We start from the raw sequence: 17,754 nt of genomic DNA on the forward strand, positions 1-17,754 counted from the left end.
CGGAGCAGAAGCTCTTCGTACTCCTATGAATCGCACGGGATTTCACTGCCTTCCTCCGCTTTCGGGCGAGATTCCTTTCAGCACAGGCGGTTTCGGGACGTTACACTCTCGCTGGGAGACCTGAACTCGACAGTGGGGGGATCATGAGCAACTACGGGGGCTATCCACCGAACAACCCGGCATACGGTCCGGGCGCTCCGGCGTCGTATCCGCCCGGACGTCGGCCGAGCAAGCGAATGCCGCCCGCATTGATGGCCGTGGTCATCGTAGGGGCAGTGGTATTGGTGGGCGGTTTCGCAGGAGTGGCGCTGATATTCGGCCTTGGCTCGATCACGCGTAGCGGCGAGCCCCTCGTGCTTCCCGAGGTCGGTCGGTGTACGGAGGCAACCGGTCTCGTGCTCCAGGGACCGATCGAGGTCGCGGACTGCGCGCGACCGACGGCGACCACGAAGGTCGTGGTCTCCGAGATCGTGACCGGTACCGGCAAAGAGGTCGATTGCGAGCCCTCGCAGGTAACGATCCTCACCCACGGGTATCACGACGGTGATTTCGTGACCGCGCGTTCGTGTGGTGCGCCGAACTTGACCGTCGGCAATTGCTACACGAAGACGGGGGCGACGTTCGTTTACGACTCGCACTGTATGTCCAGCTCCGTCCGCTTGGCTCGGCAGGTGCCCGGCACCGATGATGTCGAGAAGTGCAAGACAGCGACACCCGATGATTACGCCGCCCGATTCCGGCAGGGATCTGCCTACAACTTTGCCGACAAAGCCAACGGTCTCGTGAACTGCTTTCTGGCGGTTGGCTGAACAGGGTCGGGGGTTGGGCGCGGGTGCGGCGGGGCGGTCGCCTACAGTGCTTGGGTGCGCCTCGTGATTGCTCGTTGCCAGGTCGATTACGTCGGTCGTCTGACCGCTCACCTTCCGATGGCCCGCAGGCTGCTGTTGATCAAGGCAGACGGCTCGGTGCTGGTTCACTCCGATGGTGGCTCGTACAAGCCGCTGAACTGGATGAGCCCGCCGTGCTGGCTGGAGGAGCGCGATGCGGCCGCCGCGGAACTGCCCGAGGGCGCGAAGGCGCTGTGGGTGGTGACCAACAAGGCGGGCGAGGAGCTACGCATCACCATCGAAGACGTGGAGCACGACTCGTCGCACGAGCTCGGCGTCGATCCCGGGTTGGTGAAAGACGGTGTGGAAGCCCATCTTCAGGAGCTGCTCGCCGAACACGTGCAGACCCTGGGGCCCGGCTACACCCTCGTCCGTCGTGAGTACATGACCGCTATCGGCCCGGTGGATCTGCTCTGCCGTGATGCCGACGGCGCCACCGTCGCGGTGGAGATCAAGCGACGCGGTGAGATCGACGGCGTGGAACAGCTGACCCGCTACCTCGAACTGCTGAACCGTGATCCGCTGCTCGCTCCGGTGGCCGGTGTGTTCGCCGCCCAGCAGATCAAGCCGCAGGCGCGTACGCTCGCCGAGGACCGTGGCATTCGTTGCCTCACACTCGATTACGATGCCCTGCGCGGCACGGAGAGCAACGAATTCCGTCTCTTCTGACCCGAGTTACCGCCACATGATCACCGTTGCGACCTGGAACGTGCTGCACCGCGTGCACGCCGAGAACTGGTACGAAGACGTCGCGACCAGATGGCCCGTCGAAGATGAGCGGATCGACGCCATCGTCGCCCGGGTGGCGAAGCGCCAGGAACAGATCATTGCGCTGCAAGAGGTCAGCGGCGATCTGCTGGCGGCGCTGCGCGACAGGCTGCCCGATCGCACGATCCACACACTGCGCTACCCCCGGGTGCCGCGGCCGAAGCGCGTACCGACGACGCTGCGGCACCGGGAGGAGTATCTGGTGCTCGTGGTCGACGATCCCGGGCGCAAGGTGTTCGCCGCGGCGTTCGGCGATGATCCGGGCAAGGGCGCGCTGGCGGTGGTGACGTCCGGGCTGACTGTTGTCGCCACACACGTCACCGGGGACGATCGGCGTGGGCGGCAGCTGTCGACGCTGGCGGGGGTGGCGCTGTCCGATCCGGAGCGTCCCGCTGTGTTGCTCGGCGACTTCAACGCCGACCGGGTGGTCGTTGGCGATGAGCTCGGCCCCGGTTTCACCGTGGCGGAGCTGCCCGCGGACGCGCTGCCGACTCGCCCGCGAACCACCGGAAGCAAGTCCCAGTTCATCGACCACGTGGTCACTTGCGGCGCCGGCGTGCGCGAGGCTGCGGTGGACAGCGCCGACGGTCTGTCGGACCACAATCCGGTTCGCGCGGTCATCACCGCGTAGGGCGGCGGGTTACACGCGGTAGGCGGCTGCGTAGTGCCCGGCGGGACGTACTGGGGTCCGGCCCCACGCCGCCTATTAGGCTTGTTCGCATGCCTCGTCGGAAACCGCATGCCCGCAAGCAGGCCGGGTCCGACAGTGCCCCGCTGGGCGACGTGTTCGGTCGCACCGAGCGTGGTCCGGACGACGACGAGGTCTATGTCGTCCGCACGATCCCCGGCATGCGCGCCACGAAGACCTACCGCTGCCCGGGATGCGACCACGAGATTCCGCCAGGCGTCGCCCACATCGTCGCCTGGGCCGCTGACGGCGGCGAGGACGACCGCAGGCACTGGCATCGCGGCTGCTGGAACGGCCGACAGACCCGCCGCATCACCCGCCGCTGGTCCTGAGCGGCCCGCCAACCGAGCGTGCCGAACTAAGAAGGCCGCCCCCTGACGGGAGCGGCCTTCGGGTGAATATTGTTCGGGTACTGCGTCGTCGCCTGAGCCGACGTCAGTTGGCGATGTCGGCGTTCTCGCGCTCTTCTGCGTCGTAGTCCTCGTCGTCGTGGGCGACCTCGGGGATCGCCTTGGTAGTGCGAGCCCCGACCGACTTGGTGCTGCCGCCGATCGACTTGCGCTGCTCCGGAACACCGTCCAGCAGTTCGCTTTCCCGGTTGACCGCCGCGAGCATCGCGGGCACCGAGTCGAGCTGACCGCGAATGCCGAGCAGCTGGGCGAGCACCCGGCCGCGCAGCACGCGCATCTCCTCGGCCAGTTCCTTGGCGTGCGCGATCTTGCGCTCGGAGGTCTGGGTGGCGGAGGTGATGAGGCGGTTGGCCTCGTCGGTCGCATCCTTGATCCGCTGGGCGGCCTCGGCGCGGCTGGTGGCTTCCAGCTCCTCCATGGCGCGGGTGAGCTTGGTGCGACGCTCGGCCATGGTGACCTCGAAGTCCTGCTGGGTCGCCTTGCGCTTGGCTTCGGCTTCCTTACCGAGGCGCTCGACCTCGGCTTGAGCGGCTTCGATGATCTTCGCGGATTCGGTGCGTGCGTTCGCCAGGGTCTGCTCGAACTCGATGTCGAGCGCCTCGCGCTTCTCCTTGGTCTCCGCGAGCAGCGACTCGTATTTGCCGCGCATCTCGGTCGCCTGCTGCTCCGCGATCGACACCATTTCCGCGGCCTCGGCCTGGGCCAGGGCCCGGACCTCGGAGGCCTCGTCGGAGGCCAGCCGCAGCATGCGGGAGATGCGGTCGGACATGCCTTCGGCGGTGGTCGGCGGCACCGAGAGTCGGTCGACCTCCTTGCGGAGCTCGTCGATCTCGTCCCGCGCGTCCTCCAACTGGCTCGCGAGGTTACGGGCTTGCGCCGCAGCGGCATCGCGATCGGTGGCGGTGACCCTCAGCTCGGCATCGAAGCGGTCGAAGTAATTACGCACCTCGTCTTGCGCATAACCCTTGCGCACAACGGTGAAGGGCAGTGCAACGAAGCGATTGCGATCGGACTCGGGTGACGACATGGCACACAAACTACAGCCTATGGAGGGCCGATGGTGACTCGACCGCGAATGTGATCTGGACGAGTTTTTCGGCCCCGATCTTGATACTAGTGCGTAACATTCGGGCTCGGCTCGACCAACTCGATCAGCACACCACCAGCATCCTTCGGGTGGATGAAATTGATGCGGGAATCGGCGGTTCCGTGCCGCGGGGCGTCGTACAGCAAACGCAGACCGCGATCGCGCAGATAAGCGGAGACGGCCGCGATATCGGTGACGCGGTAGGCCAGCTGCTGAAGGCCCGGTCCGCTGCGATCGATGAACTTGGCGATTGTCGACTCCGCGTTGAGGGGCGCCAGCAACTGCAGAGCAGTCGCGCCGTCCGGTGCGCCGGGCAGCGACAGCATGGCCTCGTGCACGCCCTGGCTCTCGTTGACCTCGCGGTGGGTCTCGATCATGCCGAGATTCTCGGAGTACCAGGCGATTGCGGTGTCCAGGTCCGGGACCGCGACGCCGACGTGGTCGACCGCGACCACGTAGTCGCCAGGAATGAGTTCGGAGGTCTGATTTGCGTTGCTCACAACTCCGACGGTAGCGCCAACCTGAGGGAAGCCGCAGAGGACGGACACGCTACCGTTGAGTACAACTCTTGACGCCGCGCCGTCGCCCGTGCGATGACGCGGGGGTTCCACCAACGAATGCGAGGCTCGTCGTGACCACAACCGTCATCGTCTCCGGTGCACGCACCCCGGTCGGCAGGCTGCTCGGCGGTCTGAAGGACTTCACCGGGTCCGATCTCGGCGGTTTCGCGATCAAGGCCGCGCTGGAGAAGGGCGGCGTCGCGCCCGAGCAGGTCGACTACGTGATCATGGGCCAGGTGCTCACCGCGGGCGCGGGCCAGATCCCGGCCAGGCAGGCGGCGGTGGCCGCGGGCATTCCGATGGACGTGCCCGCGCTGACCCTGAACAAGGTGTGCCTGTCCGGCATCAACGCCATCGCGCTCGCCGACCAGCTGATCCGCGCGGGCGAGTACGAGATCGTCGTCGCCGGCGGCCAGGAGTCCATGAGCCAGGCGCCGCACCTGCTCGAAAAGAGCAGGGAGGGCTTCAAGTACGGCGATGTGACGCTGCGCGACCACATGGCCTACGACGGCCTGCACGACATCTTCACCGACCAGGCCATGGGCGCGCTCACCGAGCAGCGCAACGACGCGGACCGCGTCAGCCGCGAGGACCAGGACGCTTTCGCGGCGGCCTCGCACCAGCGCGCGGCGGCGGCGTGGAAGAACGGCCTGTTCGACGATGAGGTCGTCCCGGTCGCGGTGCCGCAGCGCAAGGGCGATCCGGTCCTGGTGAGCTCCGACGAGGGCATCCGCGCCGACACCACCGCGGAGTCGCTCGGCAAGCTGCGCCCTGCCTTCCGCAAGGACGGCACGATCACCGCGGGCACCGCCTCGCAGATCTCCGACGGCGCGGCCGCGGTCGTGGTGATGAGCAAGGAGAAGGCGCAGCAGCTCGGCCTGAGCTGGATCGCCGAGATCGGCGCCGCGGGCGTGGTCGCCGGTCCGGACTCGACCCTGCAGGACCAGCCCGCCAACGCGATCGCCAAGGCCTGTGCGCGCGAGGGCATCTCGGCCGCCGATCTGGACCTGATCGAGATCAACGAGGCGTTCGCGGCGGTCGGCATCGCGTCGGCCCGCAAGCTGGGCATCGACACCGAGAAGGTGAACGTCAACGGCGGTGCCATCGCCATCGGCCACCCGCTCGGCATGTCCGGCGCCCGGATCGTGCTGCACCTGGCCCTGGAGCTGAAGCGCCGCGGCGGCGGTGTCGGCGCGGCCGCGCTGTGCGGTGGCGGCGGCCAGGGTGACGCGCTGATCATCAAGGTCTAGTTCCAGCACGGGCGTCGCGTCCGGTGGCTTCGGCGCCGGACGCGACGCTCGATGGGCCGGTTGTGTGACGGGTTCAACTACGACCCGTCGTAGTGCATACGGCACAATGGTGCGCATGGGTTTCTTCGATCTGCGCAGCGTCGCCGGTAGATTCCGATTCTTTGCAGTGCTCGAGGCGCTGTCGTGGCTGGGTCTGCTGGTGGGAATGGCCTTCAAGTACATCCCCGACTCCGGCAATGAAATCGGCGTGAAGATCTTCGGCCCGGTGCACGGCGCCATCTTCATCCTGTTCGTGCTGACCTCGCTGCTCGCCGCGCGCGAGCTGAGCTGGAGCTGGAAGACCACCGTCCTTGCGCTGCTGTCCAGCATTCCGCCGTTCTGCACGGTGGTCTTCGAGATCTGGGCCGTGCGCACCGGCCAGCTGGGCGAGCTGAGCAACGCCGACGCGACCCCCGCCGCGGAAGCCGTTCGCGCCGCGTCGTGACAGACTGGAAACCGTGACTCGACCTGCCGCCCGCCGTCCCTCGCCCGCCGTCGCCGCCGCCATGTCCGGAGCGGTGGATCTGTCCAGCCTGAAGCAGCCGCCCGCCGGTGCGACCGGTGGTGGCGACTACGCGGTCGGCGAGACGGACTTCGAGGCCAAGGTGCTGCGCAGGTCGATGCAGGTTCCTGTGGTCGTCGCGCTGTACTCGCAGCGCAGCCCGGGCAGCGTCGAGCTGGTCAGGACGCTGGAGCGGCTGGTCGTGGCCGACGGCGGCGCGTGGGAGCTGGCCACTGTCGAGGCCGAGGCCAACATGCGCATCGCGCAGGCGCTGCGGGTCCAGGGCATTCCGACGGTGATTGCCATTGCCGCCGGGCAGCCGCTGGCCGATTTCGAAGGCGCACAGCCCGAGCCGCAAGTCCGGCAGTGGCTCGACGCGGTGGTCGACGCGGTCGCCGGCAAGCTCGAGGGTGGCGCAGGCGAGCCGCAACCCGCGGAGGACCCGCGCTTCACCGCCGCCGAGGACGCGCTCGAGCGCGGTGACATGGCGGGCGCCGAGGCCGCCTACGAGGCGATCCTGGCCGCCGAGCCGAACAACGAGGAAGCCAAGGGCGCGCTGCGCCAGCTGCGTTTCCTGACCAGGGCCCAGCAGGTGCCCGATTCGGCGCTCGCGACCGCCGACCAGGACCCGGCGAATGTCGATGCCGCCATCGACGCCGCCGACCTGGAACTGCTCAACCAGCAGCCGGAAGCGGCGTTCGACCGGCTGATCAATGTCGTCAAGCGCAGCGCGGGCGACGACCGCACCAAGGCGCGGACCCGGCTGCTCGAACTCTTCGAGTTGTTCGATCAGGCCGAGCCCTTCGTGGTCGCGGCCCGGCGGAAGCTCGCCGCCGCGCTGTACTGATCGGCGACCGATTCACGCGCTGTCGCGACGAATACCCGCGCGCTACTGAATCCGTCAAAGCCCAAGCACCCAGTTCAGCGACATCCCCAGACGCCCGGAGCGACTGCGCCCCGGGCGTCTTCGCGTTGAGCCCCGCTGATCGAACAGGCAGGCTGATCCGGTCGGCCGATCAGTGCGGCCGTCACTCGGACAGGCCGATCAAGGCGGTCGTTCAGCGGGCGAGCGATCAGGCGAGCGGACCCGCCAACCACACGGCGCTGTTCGGGGCGAGCGCGACGCTCGTCGAGAACGGGCGGCCGTGCCAGGGGATCTCCTCGGTCTTCACCGCGCCGTAGTTGCCGATGCCGGAACCGCCGTACTCGGCCGCGTCGGTGTTGAGGATCTCGGTCCATTCGCCGGCGACCGGAAGGCCGACCCGGTATTCGCCGTGCACCGAGCCGGAGAAGTTGTACACGCAGGCGACTACCGACCCGTCCGCGCCGTAGCGCAGGAACGCCAGCACGTTGTGGTCGCGGTCGTCGGCTTCCAGCCAGGAGTAGCCGCCGGGTGTGGTGTCCTGACTCCAGAACGCCGGGTGGGCACGGTAGGCCGAGTTGAGGTCGCGGACCGCCGCGGCGATGCCGGAATGCAGGGGATTGTCCAGTTCCGCCCAGTCCAGGCCGCGATCGTGCGACCACTCGCGGAACTGACCGAAGTCCTGGCCCATGAACAGCAGTTGCTTGCCGGGGTGGGCCCACATGTAGGCCAGCAGCGCCCGCACGCCCGCGGCCTTGGCGAAATCGTCGCCGGGCATCCGCGTCCACAGCGTGCCCTTGCCGTGCACGACCTCGTCGTGGCTGACCGGCAGCACGTAGTTCTCGCTCCAGGCGTACATCAACGAGAAGGTGATCTCGTTGTGGTGCCAGGAGCGGTGGATCGGGTCCCGGCGCAGGAAGCCGAGGGTGTCGTGCATCCAGCCCATGTTCCACTTCATGGTGAAACCGAGGCCGCCCACGTCGGTGCCGCGCGTGACGCCGGGCCAGGTGGTCGATTCCTCGGCGACGGTGATCACGCCGGGGTGGTGGCGGTGCACGGTGTCGTTGAGGTCCTGCAGGAAGTCGACGGCCTCCAGGTTCTCCCTGCCGCCGTGCACGTTCGGCTCCCAATCGCCTTCCCGGCGTGAGTAATCCAGGTAGAGCATGGAGGCGACCGCGTCGACGCGCAGGCCGTCGATGTGGAACTCCTCGATCCAGTAGCGCGCGTTGCCGACGAGGAAGTTGCGCACCTCGTGCCTGCCGAAGTCGAAAATGTAGGTGCCCCAGTCGAGTTGCTCGCCGCGGCGCGGGTCGGCGTGCTCGTAGAGCGGGGTGCCGTCGAAGCGGGCCAGCGCCCATTCGTCGCGCGGGAAGTGGGCGGGCACCCAGTCGAGCAGCACGCCGATGCCCGCGCCGTGCAGGTGGTCGACGAAGGCGCGGAAGTCGTCGGGGGAGCCGAAGCGCGCCGTCGGTGCGTAGTAGGAGGTGACCTGATAGCCCCAGGAGCCACCGAACGGGTGCTCGGCGATGGGCAGCAGTTCGACGTGGGTGAAGCCCGCCGCCCGCACGTAATCGGCCAGCTGCTCGGCCATTTCGCGATAGCCGAGCCCGGGCCGCCACGACCCGAGGTGCACCTCGTAGACGCTCATCGGCGCGCGGTTGGGGTCGGTCGCGGCGCGGCGTTCGAGCCAGTCCGCGTCGCGCCAGGTGTAGCGGCTCTCGGTGACGACCGAGGCCGTCGCGGGCGGATGCTCGGTGGCGAAGGCGAGCGGGTCGGCGTGGTCCACGGTGCGTCCGTCGGCGCCGTGCACCCGGTACTTGTACTTCGTGCCGACGCCGACGTCCGGGACGAAGACCTCCCAGATCCCCGACGTGCCGAGCGCACGCATCGGCGCGGTGTTGCCGCTCCAGCCGTCGAAATCACCGATCACGGTGACACCGCGGGCATTCGGCGCCCAGACCGCGAACGAGGTGCCCTCGACCGCGCCGTCCAGGGTGGTGTAGCGGCGGGGGTGGGCGCCGAGCACATCCCACAGCCGCTCGTGGCGGCCCTCGCCGATCAGATGCAGGTCGAGTTCGCCGACGGTGGGCAGGAAGCGATAGCCGTCGGCGGCGACGACGATCGGTCCGCCGGGGTAGGTCGCGACGACGCGGTAGTCCATCAGATCCGGGTAGGGCAGCACCGCAGCGAAGACCCCGTACCCCAACGGTTTCAGCGAATGGTCGACGCCGCCGACGCGCACCGCGACCGTGTCCGCGTGCGGGCGCAGCACCCGCACGACCGTCCCGTCCGGGTGCGGATGGGCGCCGAGGACGGTGTGCGGGTCGTGATGGGTGCCCGCCGCGAGCAGCATCAGATCGCGGCGGTTGATGGTGGCCACGCGGGTCATCGGAACGACCGCCGGTAGGCCAGCTCCAGTCGCGCGGGGGCGGGGACCGGCGGCAGCGCGATGATGTGCGCGACCGCCTTGGCCGGATCGAGGCGCACGTAATTCGTCTGCGCCCAGTGGTATTCCTCGCCACTCACCTCGTCGACGACCACGGGATGGTCGTGCCATTCACGGCCGAGGGCGGGGAGATCGAGAGAGATGAAGCCCTGCTCCGCGCCGTAGGGGTTCAGGTTCACCACGGTGAGCACCGCGTCGCCGCTGCTCGGATCGAACTTGGAATACGCGATGAGGGCGTCGTTGTCGACGTGGTGGAAGTGCAGGCAGCGCAGTTGTTGCAGGGCCGGATGGGCGCGGCGGATCTCGTTGAGCCTGGTCAGCCACGGTTCCAGCGATTCGCCGCGTGCCAGCGCCTCGGCGAACGGGCGCGGGCGCAGCTCGTACTTCTCCGAGTCCAGGTATTCCTCGCTGCCCGGCCGCAGCGCCTGGTGCTCGTACAGTTCGAAACCGGAGTACACGCCCCAGGTCGGAGCCAGGGTGGCGGCGAGCACGGCGCGGATGGCGAACATGCCGGGCCCGCCGTGCTGGAGGCTCTCGTGCAGGATGTCGGGGGTGTTGACGAACAGGTTGGGGCGGGCCTCGTCGGCCTTGGCGGCCAGCTCGTTGCCGAACTCGGTGAGCTCCCACTTCGCCACCCGCCACGTGAAATAGGTGTAGGACTGGCTGAATCCGCGCCGGGCCAGGCCGTAGAGGCGGGCCGGGCGGGTGAACGCCTCGGACAGGAAGATCACGTCCGGATCGGTGCGCCGCACGGTGCCGATCAGCCATTCCCAGAAGTCGGCGGGCTTGGTGTGCGGGTTGTCGACACGGAAGATCTTGACGCCCAAGCCGATCCAGTGCCGAACGACGCGCAGCACTTCCGCGTAGAGCCCGTCGGCGTCGTTGTCGAAGTTGACCGGGTAGATGTCCTGGTACTTCTTCGGGGGGTTCTCGGCGAAGGCGATGGTGCCGTCGGGCAACGTGGTGAACCACTCCGGGTGCGCGGCGACCCAGGGGTGGTCCGGCGCGCATTGCAGCGCCAGGTCGAGGGCGACCTCCATGCCGAGTTGCCCGGCGGCGGCGACGAATTCGACGAAATCGGCCTCGGTGCCGAGCGCCGGGTGCACGGCGTCGTGCCCGCCGTCCTTCGAGCCGATCGCCCAGGGGGAGCCGACGTCGCCGGGTTCGGCGGTCAGTGAGTTGTTGCGGCCCTTGCGGTTCACCTCGCCGATCGGGTGGATGGGTGGCAGGTACACCACGTCGAAACCCATGGACGCGATACGGGAGAGTTCCTTGGTCGCGGTGGCGAAGGTGCCGTGCGCGGGCCGGCCTTCGGCGTCCCAGCCGCCGGTGGAGCGCGGAAAGAACTCGTACCACGAGCCGTACAGCGCGCGGTGTCGTTCGACCTGCACGGTGTGCTGCGGGCCCCGGGTCACCAGTTCGCGCAGCGGCGTGGCGCGCAGGATCTCCGCGACCTCTTCGCCGAACGCCGGGGCGACGCGGGCGGGCAGCTGTTCGTCGCTGCGCAACGCCGCGGCCACCGCGCGCAGCTTCTGGAACGTCGCCTTGGGCAGGGCCTGCGCGGCCCGCTCGAACAGCCGGGCGCCGAACTCGAGATCGTTGGCCAGGTCGGCGGCGCTCTGCCCGACCGAGAGCTTGGCCTCCACCGCGTGCCGCCAGGTCGCGATGGGATCGCTCCAGCCCTCCACACGGAAGGTCCACGCGCCGGGCAGGTTCGGGACGAAGGTGGCGTTGAAGACGTCGGGTTCGTATTCCGGCGTCATCCGGATTCGGGTGGCCCGTGATGCTCCGGGAGCGCGCACCGTGAGGGTGGCGGCGACCGCGTCGTGTCCCTCGCGCCACACCACGGCGCGCACCGGGAACACCTCGCCCACCACCGCCTTGGCCGGGCGGCCGCCGGGGATGGACGGGGCGGTGTCATCGATGGCGATGCGGCCGGTCACGTGGACCAACCTACCCGGTGCCATGGTGATGGCGCGGATTCAGCGGGCGTCGGCGGCCAGGCCGAGGCCGAGCGCCACCAGCAGGGCGCCCAGCGCCCGCTCCACTCGCTGCCGGATACGCGCGCGGCGCAGCCAGCCGCCCGCCCGGTCGGCGGCGAAGACCACGCCGACGCACCACGCGGTGTCGATCACCAGCTGGATCGAGGCGAGGATCAGGACTGTCGGCAGCACCGGCCCGCTGCTCGGCAGGAACTGCGGCAGGATCGTCAGGCCGAACACCGCGGCCTTGGGGTTCGCGGCGATCGAGAGCAACGCCGCGCGAAAGGCCGAGGCGGGGGTGCGTCCGGAGGGCAGCAGCGTCGTCATGGCCGAGCCGAACTCGTCGTCGCGGCGGGCGCCGCGCCACGCCTGCACGCCGAGCCAGATCAGCACCACCGCGCCGAGGACGTGCACGGTGGTGTTCAGCACGGCGTTCGCGACCAGCAGGACGGAAAGTCCGGCCCCGCCCGCCAGGGTCCAGCCGAACACGCCGATCTCGTTGCCCGCCACCGCGGCGAGCCCGGCTCGGCGGCCGTCGCGCACCGACCGCTGCAGGAACAGGGCCGTCGCCGGGCCGGGTAGCGCGGCGAGCGCCAGGCAGGCCAGCAGGAATTCGGGAAGCACGTCGACCCAGTGCGGCATCAGCCGATGCTGTCATGCCGGTCGCGGTCGGGCCAGCGGATTCGCGGCGGCGGTTCAGCGGGCGGGGTGGTCGCGCAGGGCCTCGAGCAGCCTGCGCAGGGCGGCCGTGGTCTGGTCGAGCGCGTCGGGTTCGGATGCCGTGGTCAGCCACAGCGCGGCCTCGTTCATCGCGCCGGAGAGCAAGTGCGTCAGCGGGGCGATCGGCTGCGGCGCCAGCACGCCGGTCTCGATCAACAAGTGCAGCGCCTCGCCGAGATGGCGGGCGGAGTTGGCCTCGTCCATGGCCCGCCACTCGTGCCAGCCGAGCACCGCGGGGCCGTCGATCAGCATGATGCGCTGGATCTCGGGATCGGTGCAGGTGACGAGGAAGGCCTCGCACCCGGAGACCAGCTGGTCCCAGGCGTCGGCCGCGGGATCGGCAGCCGCGGCGACCCGTTCGCCGACCTCCTGCTGCACCTGTTCCAGCACGGCGCGGAACAGCTCCGTCTTGCCAGCGAAGTTGTGGTAGAGCGCGCCCTTGGTCACCCCGGTCGCCGCGACGATCTCCGAGAGGCCAACGGCCCCATAGCCTTTCGTGGCGAACAGCCGTCTGCTCTCGCGCAGCATGGCGCGCCGGGTCTCTTCGCGCTGCTGCGCGCGCAGGGTGCTCGGCATCGGAAACCTTCCCGTTGACATTCCATCGGTATGCGAACTACCTTACTTCACATACCATCGGTACGTGAAAGGTCCGGTCATGAAACTCGGCAGCTTCTACCCCGTCATCGGCACCACCCCTCTCGCGGAATCGCGCGACTTCTACACCGAGTGGCTGGGTTTCGAGATCACCTTCGAGGCGGACTGGTACATCAGCCTGCGTCGCCGCGGTGGCGCCGACGAGCCCGAGTACGAGCTGGCGCTGCTGGACTACACGCACCCGACGGTGCCCGAGGCCCACCGCAAGCCGGTGCAGGGGCTGCTGCTGAACTTCGAGGTCGACGACGTCGACGCGGAATGGGAGCGCTTGGTCGTGCGGGGCGGGCTGCCCGCCGAACTGGAGATCAGGTCCGAGGACTTCGGCCAGCGTCACTTCATCGTCACCGATCCGAGCGGCGTGCTGATCGACGTGATCATGGAGATCCCGCCGAGCGCGGAGTACGCCGATCAGTTCAGCGCCGAGTACGTCGCCGAGAAGTTCGCCGAACGGTGAGCCACACCGCCGGGCGGTTTGGGGGCTCAGCGCCGGGGCCGGTTCGGGAGCCCAGCGCCGGGGTGATTCAGGGGCTCAGCGCTGGGGCGGCCAACAGGTCCAGCGCAGGGGCTGCCGAGGGGCTCAGCGCCGGGGTGATCGAGGGTCCCAGCACCCGTGCGTCCCAAAGGCCCAGCGCCCGGGCGATCGAGAGGTCCAGTGCCAAGGCTGCCGACGGGTCCAGTGCCGGGACGATCGAGGGTCCCAGCGTCGGGGCGACCGAGGTGCGCGGCGTTCGGTAGGGTTCGCGGAGTGAAGGCATTGCGTCGATTCACCGTCCGTGCCCATCTGCCCGAGCGTCTCGCGGCCCTGGGCGAGCTCTCCACGAATCTGCGCTGGTCGTGGCATTGGCCCACGCAGGATCTCTTCCGGGAACTCGATCCCGAGCTGTGGCGCGAGGTCGGGCACGATCCCGTGCGGATGCTCGGCGAGGTGCCCGCCGCCCGGCTCGACGAGCTGGCCGCCGACGCGGACTACACCGGACGGGTCGACGCTGCCGTGGCGGATCTGCGCGAGTACCTCGGCCGTCCCGGCTGGTTCCAGCGCCAGAGCGACGAGGACGGCGTGCGCGGCATCGCCTACTTCTCGATGGAGTTCGGCGTCAGCGAGGTGCTGCCCAACTATTCCGGCGGACTCGGCATCCTTGCGGGCGATCACCTCAAGGCCGCGTCGGATCTGGGGTTGCCGTTGATCGGCGTCGGCCTGCTCTACCGCTCCGGATACTTCCGGCAGTCGCTGTCCTCGGACGGCTGGCAGATCGAGCACTATCCCGCACTCGACCCGCAGGGCCTGCCGCTGCGCCTGCTCACCAGCGACTACGGCGCGAGCGACGGGCCTCGGGAGCGCCGCCATGGATCCAGCTCGCCGGTGCTCGTCCACGTGGCGATGCCGGACGGCAGGGTGCTGCGGGCGCGGGTGTGGATCGCGCAGGTCGGCCGGGTGCCGCTGCTGCTGCTGGATTCCGATATCGCCGAGAACGATCCGGAGCTGCGCGCCGTCACCGACCGGCTCTACGGCGGCGATCAGGACCACCGGATCAAGCAGGAGATCCTGGCGGGCATCGGCGGCGTGCGCGCGGTGCGCGCCTACACCCGCGCCGCCGGCCTGCCCGATCCCGACGTGTTCCACATGAACGAAGGTCACGCGGGCTTCCTCGGCGTCGAGCGGATCCGCGAATACGTCGCGGGCGGAATGGATTTCGATACCGCGCTGGCGGCCGTGCGAGCCGGGACGGTGTTCACCACGCACACCCCGGTGCCCGCGGGCATCGACCGGTTCCCGATGCCGCTGGTGCGCCGCTACTTCGGCGGCGGGCACGGGGAAACCGAATCGGCCATGCTGCCGAAGCTTTCCGTGGACCGCATCCTGGCGCTGGGCCGCGAGGCCGATCCTTCGGTGTTCAACATGGCGCACATGGGTCTGCGGCTGGCCCAGCGCGCCAACGGCGTGTCCCGGCTGCACGGCGAGGTGAGCCGGGGGATGTTCGCGCCGCTGTGGCCGGGCTTCGATCCGGAGGAGGTGCCGATCGGCTCGGTCACCAACGGCGTGCACGCCCCGACCTGGGCGGCGCGCGAATGGCTCGACAAGGCGCGCGAGCTCATCGGCGCGGAGCTGGTCGAGGAGGCGCGCGGCTGGGAACGGCTGCGCGATGTGGATCTCGGCGAACTGTGGTCCACGCGCAACACCCTGCGCGCCACGCTGGTCGCCGAGGTGCGCCGCCGGATGCGCGCGTCCTGGCTGGAGCGCGGCGCCGCCTCGGCCGAACTGGGCTGGATCGACCAGGTCTTCGATCCCGACGTGCTGACCGTCGGTTTCGCGCGCCGCGTCCCGACCTACAAGCGCCTCACCCTGATGCTGCGCGACCCGGATCGGCTGCGCGCCCTGCTGCTGCATCCCGAGCGGCCGGTGCAGCTGGTCGTCGCTGGCAAGAGCCACCCCGCCGACGACGGCGGCAAATCGCTCATCCAGCAGGTCGTCCGGTTCGCCGACGACCCCGAGGTGCGCCACCGCATCGTCTTCCTGCCCGACTACGACATGTCGATGGCCCGGTATCTGTACTGGGGTTGCGATGTGTGGCTGAACAATCCGCTGCGCCCGCTGGAGGCCTGCGGCACCTCGGGCATGAAGTCCGCGCTCAACGGCGGGCTCAATCTCTCCATCCGAGACGGCTGGTGGGACGAGATGTACGACGGCGAGAACGGCTGGGCGATTCCCACCGCGGACGGTGTCTCCGACGAACACCGCCGCGACGATCTGGAGGCCGCCGCGCTCTACGACCTGTTCGAACGCACCGTCGCGCCGCGGTTCTACGACCGCGACGGCGCGGGCATGCCGGTGCGCTGGGTCGAGATGGTGCGGCACACCCTCCAGACCCTCGGCCCGAAGGTGCTGGCCTCCCGCATGGTGCGGGACTACGCGGTGGAGTATTACCGACCGGCCGCGCGCGCCTTCCAGCGTGCGGCGGCCGACGACTTCGCGGGCGCGCGGGCGGCCGCGGAGTACCGGGCGCGCGTCGCGGCGGCGTGGCCGTCGGTGAAGGTGATCCAGGTGGACAGCGCCGGACTGCCGGACACCCCGGTCATCGGTGCGCCGCTGTCGCTCACCGCGCGCATCGACCTGGGCGGGTTGAGCCTGTCGGACGTGGTGGTGCAGGCGGTGCTCGGCCGCGTCTCGTCCACCGACGAGCTGTCCGATGTCGCCACCATTCCGATGACGCACCGCGGAACCGATTCCGGCGTGGAGTACTTCGGGGTGGAGACGCCGCTCCCGGTCTCGGGCGCCGTCGGCTACACCGTCCGCGTGCTGCCGCACAACGACCTGCTCGCCTCCGACGCCGAACTCGGTCTGGTGGTCGCACCCCGCGCCTGATCCCGTGACGGCGGGAAAGCGTGGGTGACCATCGTCACGTGTGTCCTCGAGCGGTGGAGCACGTTCCGGCTCCGTCGTTCAGTGAATCGTCGGCTAACGTGCCTGGGCATCCCCTTGTTCGACCGCCAGGACTGGAGAACCCATGGCCACCGACGTGCTGACCCGTACCCGGGGACGCCTCGACAAGTACTTCGGCGTCAGCCAGAACGGCTCGACGATGCGCCGCGAGGTGATGGCCGGCACGGTGACGTTCCTGGCCATGTCCTACATCCTCGCGGTCAATCCCGCGATCCTCGGTGACGAAGGCGCGCTGGGCGACAAGGGAATCCCGATGCAGGCGGTGTTCACCGCCACCGCCGTGGCCGCGCTGTTCGGCACCCTGGTGATGGGACTGTGGGCGCGGTATCCGATCGCCCTCGCGCCCGGTATGGGGCTCAATGCGTTCTTCGCGTTCTCGGTGGTGCTCGGCATGGGCATCCCGTGGCAGGTCGCGCTGTCAGGGACCTTTCTGTCCGGCGTCATCTTTTTCGTGCTGGCCGTCACCAAGGTCCGCGAGAAGATCCTCAATGCCATTCCGCTGCAACTGAAGCTGGCGGTGGGCGCGGGTATCGGCATGTTCGTCGCGTTTCTCGGCCTGAAGAACGCGGGCATCGTCACTTCCAGCGAGGCGACCTTCGTCAAGCTGGGCGATTTCACCGCGGGCACCACCCTGCTCGCTCTGTTCGGCCTGCTGGTGACCGTGGTGTTCCTGGTCAAGGGCTGGCACGGCGCGGTGCTCTACGGCATCGTGCTCACCGCGGGGCTCGGCATCGTCACCGGGCTGGTGGAGCTGCCGAGCGGCGTCGCGGCGCTGCCGCGCGGTCTCGACGAGACCTTCGGGCAGGCCATCATCCACCTGCCCGACGCGTTCACCGCGCAGATGGCTGTCGTCGTGCTGACCATGTTGTTCGTCGACTTCTTCGACGCCTCGGGCACGCTGATCGGCGTGGCCAACCAGGCCAGGCTGCTGGACATGGACGGCAAGCTGCCGCGCGCCGCGAGCGCGTTCGCCGCGGACTCGGTCGGCACCATGGCGGGCGCCGTCATCGGCACCTCCACCACCACCGCCTACGTGGAATCCACGGCGGGCGTCTCGGCGGGCGGCCGGACCGGGTTGACCGCGGTGACAACGGCGGGCTGGTTCCTCCTCGCGATGTTCTGTTATCCGATCTTCGCGGTCGTCGCGGGCTCTCCCGAGGTGACCTCGCCCGCGCTGATCGTGGTCGGCATCCTGATGGCGCGCTCGCTCGGCGAGATCGACTGGAACAGGCTCGAGTACTCGGTGCCCGCGTTCATCACCATCGTGATGATGCCGCTGACCTATTCGATCGCCAACGGGCTGGCCATGGGCATGATCTTCTACCCCGTGGTGATGGTCGCGCGCGGCCGGATCAAGGAAATCCATCCCGCCATGTGGGCGCTGCTGGTGATCTTCCTCGGCTATTTCTTCTTCTTGGCGGAGTAGCCGGAATGGATCCCGTGAACGCAGGGTTGGGACG

General features: G+C 69.0%; 17 protein-coding genes. 10 read left to right on the forward strand and 7 right to left on the reverse strand.

From position 1 onward, the window contains the following. Nucleotides 1–236 precede the first annotated feature (236 nt). The 4 genes from NL1_RS19425 (at nt 237) to NL1_RS19440 (ending at nt 2,675) form a co-directional block, all read left to right on the forward strand. A complete protein-coding gene (locus NL1_RS19425; RefSeq protein ID WP_156094950.1) occupies nt 237–809 on the forward strand; it encodes a hypothetical protein in 573 nt (190 codons plus the stop codon). 54 nt (nt 810–863) lie between these two features. Beyond that, entirely contained in the window at nt 864–1,556 is a 693-nt protein-coding gene (gene nucS, locus NL1_RS19430; RefSeq protein ID WP_067841333.1) for an endonuclease NucS, read from the forward strand. A gap of 16 nt (nt 1,557–1,572) precedes the next feature. After that, nucleotides 1,573–2,286 (forward strand): endonuclease/exonuclease/phosphatase family protein, encoded by a 714-nt coding sequence (locus NL1_RS19435; RefSeq protein ID WP_067841335.1) that lies wholly within the window; start codon nt 1,573–1,575, stop codon nt 2,284–2,286. Between the two features lie 89 nt (nt 2,287–2,375). Beyond that, nucleotides 2,376–2,675 (forward strand): Rv1322 family protein, encoded by a 300-nt coding sequence (locus tag NL1_RS19440; RefSeq protein ID WP_067841337.1) that lies wholly within the window; start codon nt 2,376–2,378, stop codon nt 2,673–2,675. A 103-nt stretch (nt 2,676–2,778) separates the two neighbouring features. Here NL1_RS19440 and NL1_RS19445 read toward each other — a convergent pair whose 3' ends face one another. Both NL1_RS19445 and mce read right to left on the reverse strand, forming a co-directional pair. Further along, on the reverse strand, nt 2,779–3,780 hold the full coding sequence (locus tag NL1_RS19445) for a coiled-coil domain-containing protein (protein WP_067841339.1): 1,002 nt from the start codon (nt 3,778–3,780) through the stop codon (nt 2,779–2,781). 86 nt (nt 3,781–3,866) lie between these two features. After that, on the reverse strand, nt 3,867–4,340 hold the full coding sequence (gene mce / locus NL1_RS19450; protein ID WP_174553436.1) for a methylmalonyl-CoA epimerase: 474 nt from the start codon (nt 4,338–4,340) through the stop codon (nt 3,867–3,869). A 131-nt stretch (nt 4,341–4,471) separates the two neighbouring features. Between mce and NL1_RS19455 the strand changes: the two genes are divergently transcribed. From NL1_RS19455 to NL1_RS19465, 3 genes are all read left to right on the forward strand, one after another. After that, the gene (locus tag NL1_RS19455) at nt 4,472–5,650 is read left to right on the forward strand and encodes an acetyl-CoA C-acetyltransferase (protein WP_067841341.1); all 1,179 of its coding nucleotides are present in this window, start codon (nt 4,472–4,474) and stop codon (nt 5,648–5,650) included. A gap of 115 nt (nt 5,651–5,765) precedes the next feature. Then, nucleotides 5,766–6,134 carry a DUF3817 domain-containing protein gene (locus NL1_RS19460; RefSeq protein WP_373862575.1) on the forward strand — a complete coding sequence of 123 codons (369 nt, stop codon included), beginning with the start codon at nt 5,766–5,768 and terminating at the stop codon, nt 6,132–6,134. Between the two features lie 61 nt (nt 6,135–6,195). Next, nucleotides 6,196–7,038, forward strand: coding sequence for a tetratricopeptide repeat protein (locus NL1_RS19465; protein ID WP_067841345.1), 843 nt, complete (start codon nt 6,196–6,198; stop codon nt 7,036–7,038). Between the two features lie 226 nt (nt 7,039–7,264). Here NL1_RS19465 and glgB read toward each other — a convergent pair whose 3' ends face one another. The 4 genes from glgB to NL1_RS19485 are packed head-to-tail and all read right to left on the reverse strand — an operon-like array spanning nt 7,265 to nt 12,777. Next, on the reverse strand, nt 7,265–9,442 hold the full coding sequence (gene glgB / locus NL1_RS19470; RefSeq protein WP_067841346.1) for a 1,4-alpha-glucan branching protein GlgB: 2,178 nt from the start codon (nt 9,440–9,442) through the stop codon (nt 7,265–7,267). Further along, nucleotides 9,439–11,442 carry an alpha-1,4-glucan--maltose-1-phosphate maltosyltransferase gene (locus NL1_RS19475; RefSeq protein ID WP_067841426.1) on the reverse strand — a complete coding sequence of 668 codons (2,004 nt, stop codon included), beginning with the start codon at nt 11,440–11,442 and terminating at the stop codon, nt 9,439–9,441. Before NL1_RS19475 ends, glgB begins: the two co-directional genes overlap by 4 nt. Before the next feature lie 39 nt (nt 11,443–11,481). Further along, complete coding sequence (locus NL1_RS19480; RefSeq protein WP_067841348.1) at nt 11,482–12,123, reverse strand: LysE family translocator; 642 nt, start codon at nt 12,121–12,123, stop codon at nt 11,482–11,484. 54 nt (nt 12,124–12,177) lie between these two features. Further along, nucleotides 12,178–12,777 carry a TetR/AcrR family transcriptional regulator gene (locus NL1_RS19485; protein WP_067841349.1) on the reverse strand — a complete coding sequence of 200 codons (600 nt, stop codon included), beginning with the start codon at nt 12,775–12,777 and terminating at the stop codon, nt 12,178–12,180. 64 nt (nt 12,778–12,841) lie between these two features. Between NL1_RS19485 and NL1_RS19490 the strand changes: the two genes are divergently transcribed. After that, entirely contained in the window at nt 12,842–13,309 is a 468-nt protein-coding gene (locus NL1_RS19490) for a VOC family protein (protein WP_307623222.1), read from the forward strand. A 67-nt stretch (nt 13,310–13,376) separates the two neighbouring features. On the opposite strand, the gene NL1_RS37730 is transcribed toward NL1_RS19490, so the two are convergent. Beyond that, entirely contained in the window at nt 13,377–13,610 is a 234-nt protein-coding gene (locus NL1_RS37730; protein ID WP_156094951.1) for a hypothetical protein, read from the reverse strand. On the opposite strand from NL1_RS37730, the gene glgP reads away from it, so the two are divergent. Together glgP and NL1_RS19505 are read left to right on the forward strand one after the other, a co-directional pair. Further along, nucleotides 13,601–16,216, forward strand: a complete 2,616-nt coding sequence (gene glgP, locus NL1_RS19500; protein WP_067841354.1) for an alpha-glucan family phosphorylase — start codon at nt 13,601–13,603, stop codon at nt 16,214–16,216. The two genes, NL1_RS37730 and glgP, sit on opposite strands and share 10 nt — an antisense overlap. Nucleotides 16,217–16,358: 142 nt before the next feature. Continuing rightward, nucleotides 16,359–17,720 (forward strand): NCS2 family permease, encoded by a 1,362-nt coding sequence (locus tag NL1_RS19505; RefSeq protein WP_067841356.1) that lies wholly within the window; start codon nt 16,359–16,361, stop codon nt 17,718–17,720. Nucleotides 17,721–17,754: the final 34 nt, after the last annotated feature.

The organism is Nocardia lijiangensis NBRC 108240, from assembly GCF_001613045.1.
Taxonomy (GTDB): Bacteria; Actinomycetota; Actinomycetes; order Mycobacteriales; family Mycobacteriaceae; genus Nocardia; species Nocardia lijiangensis.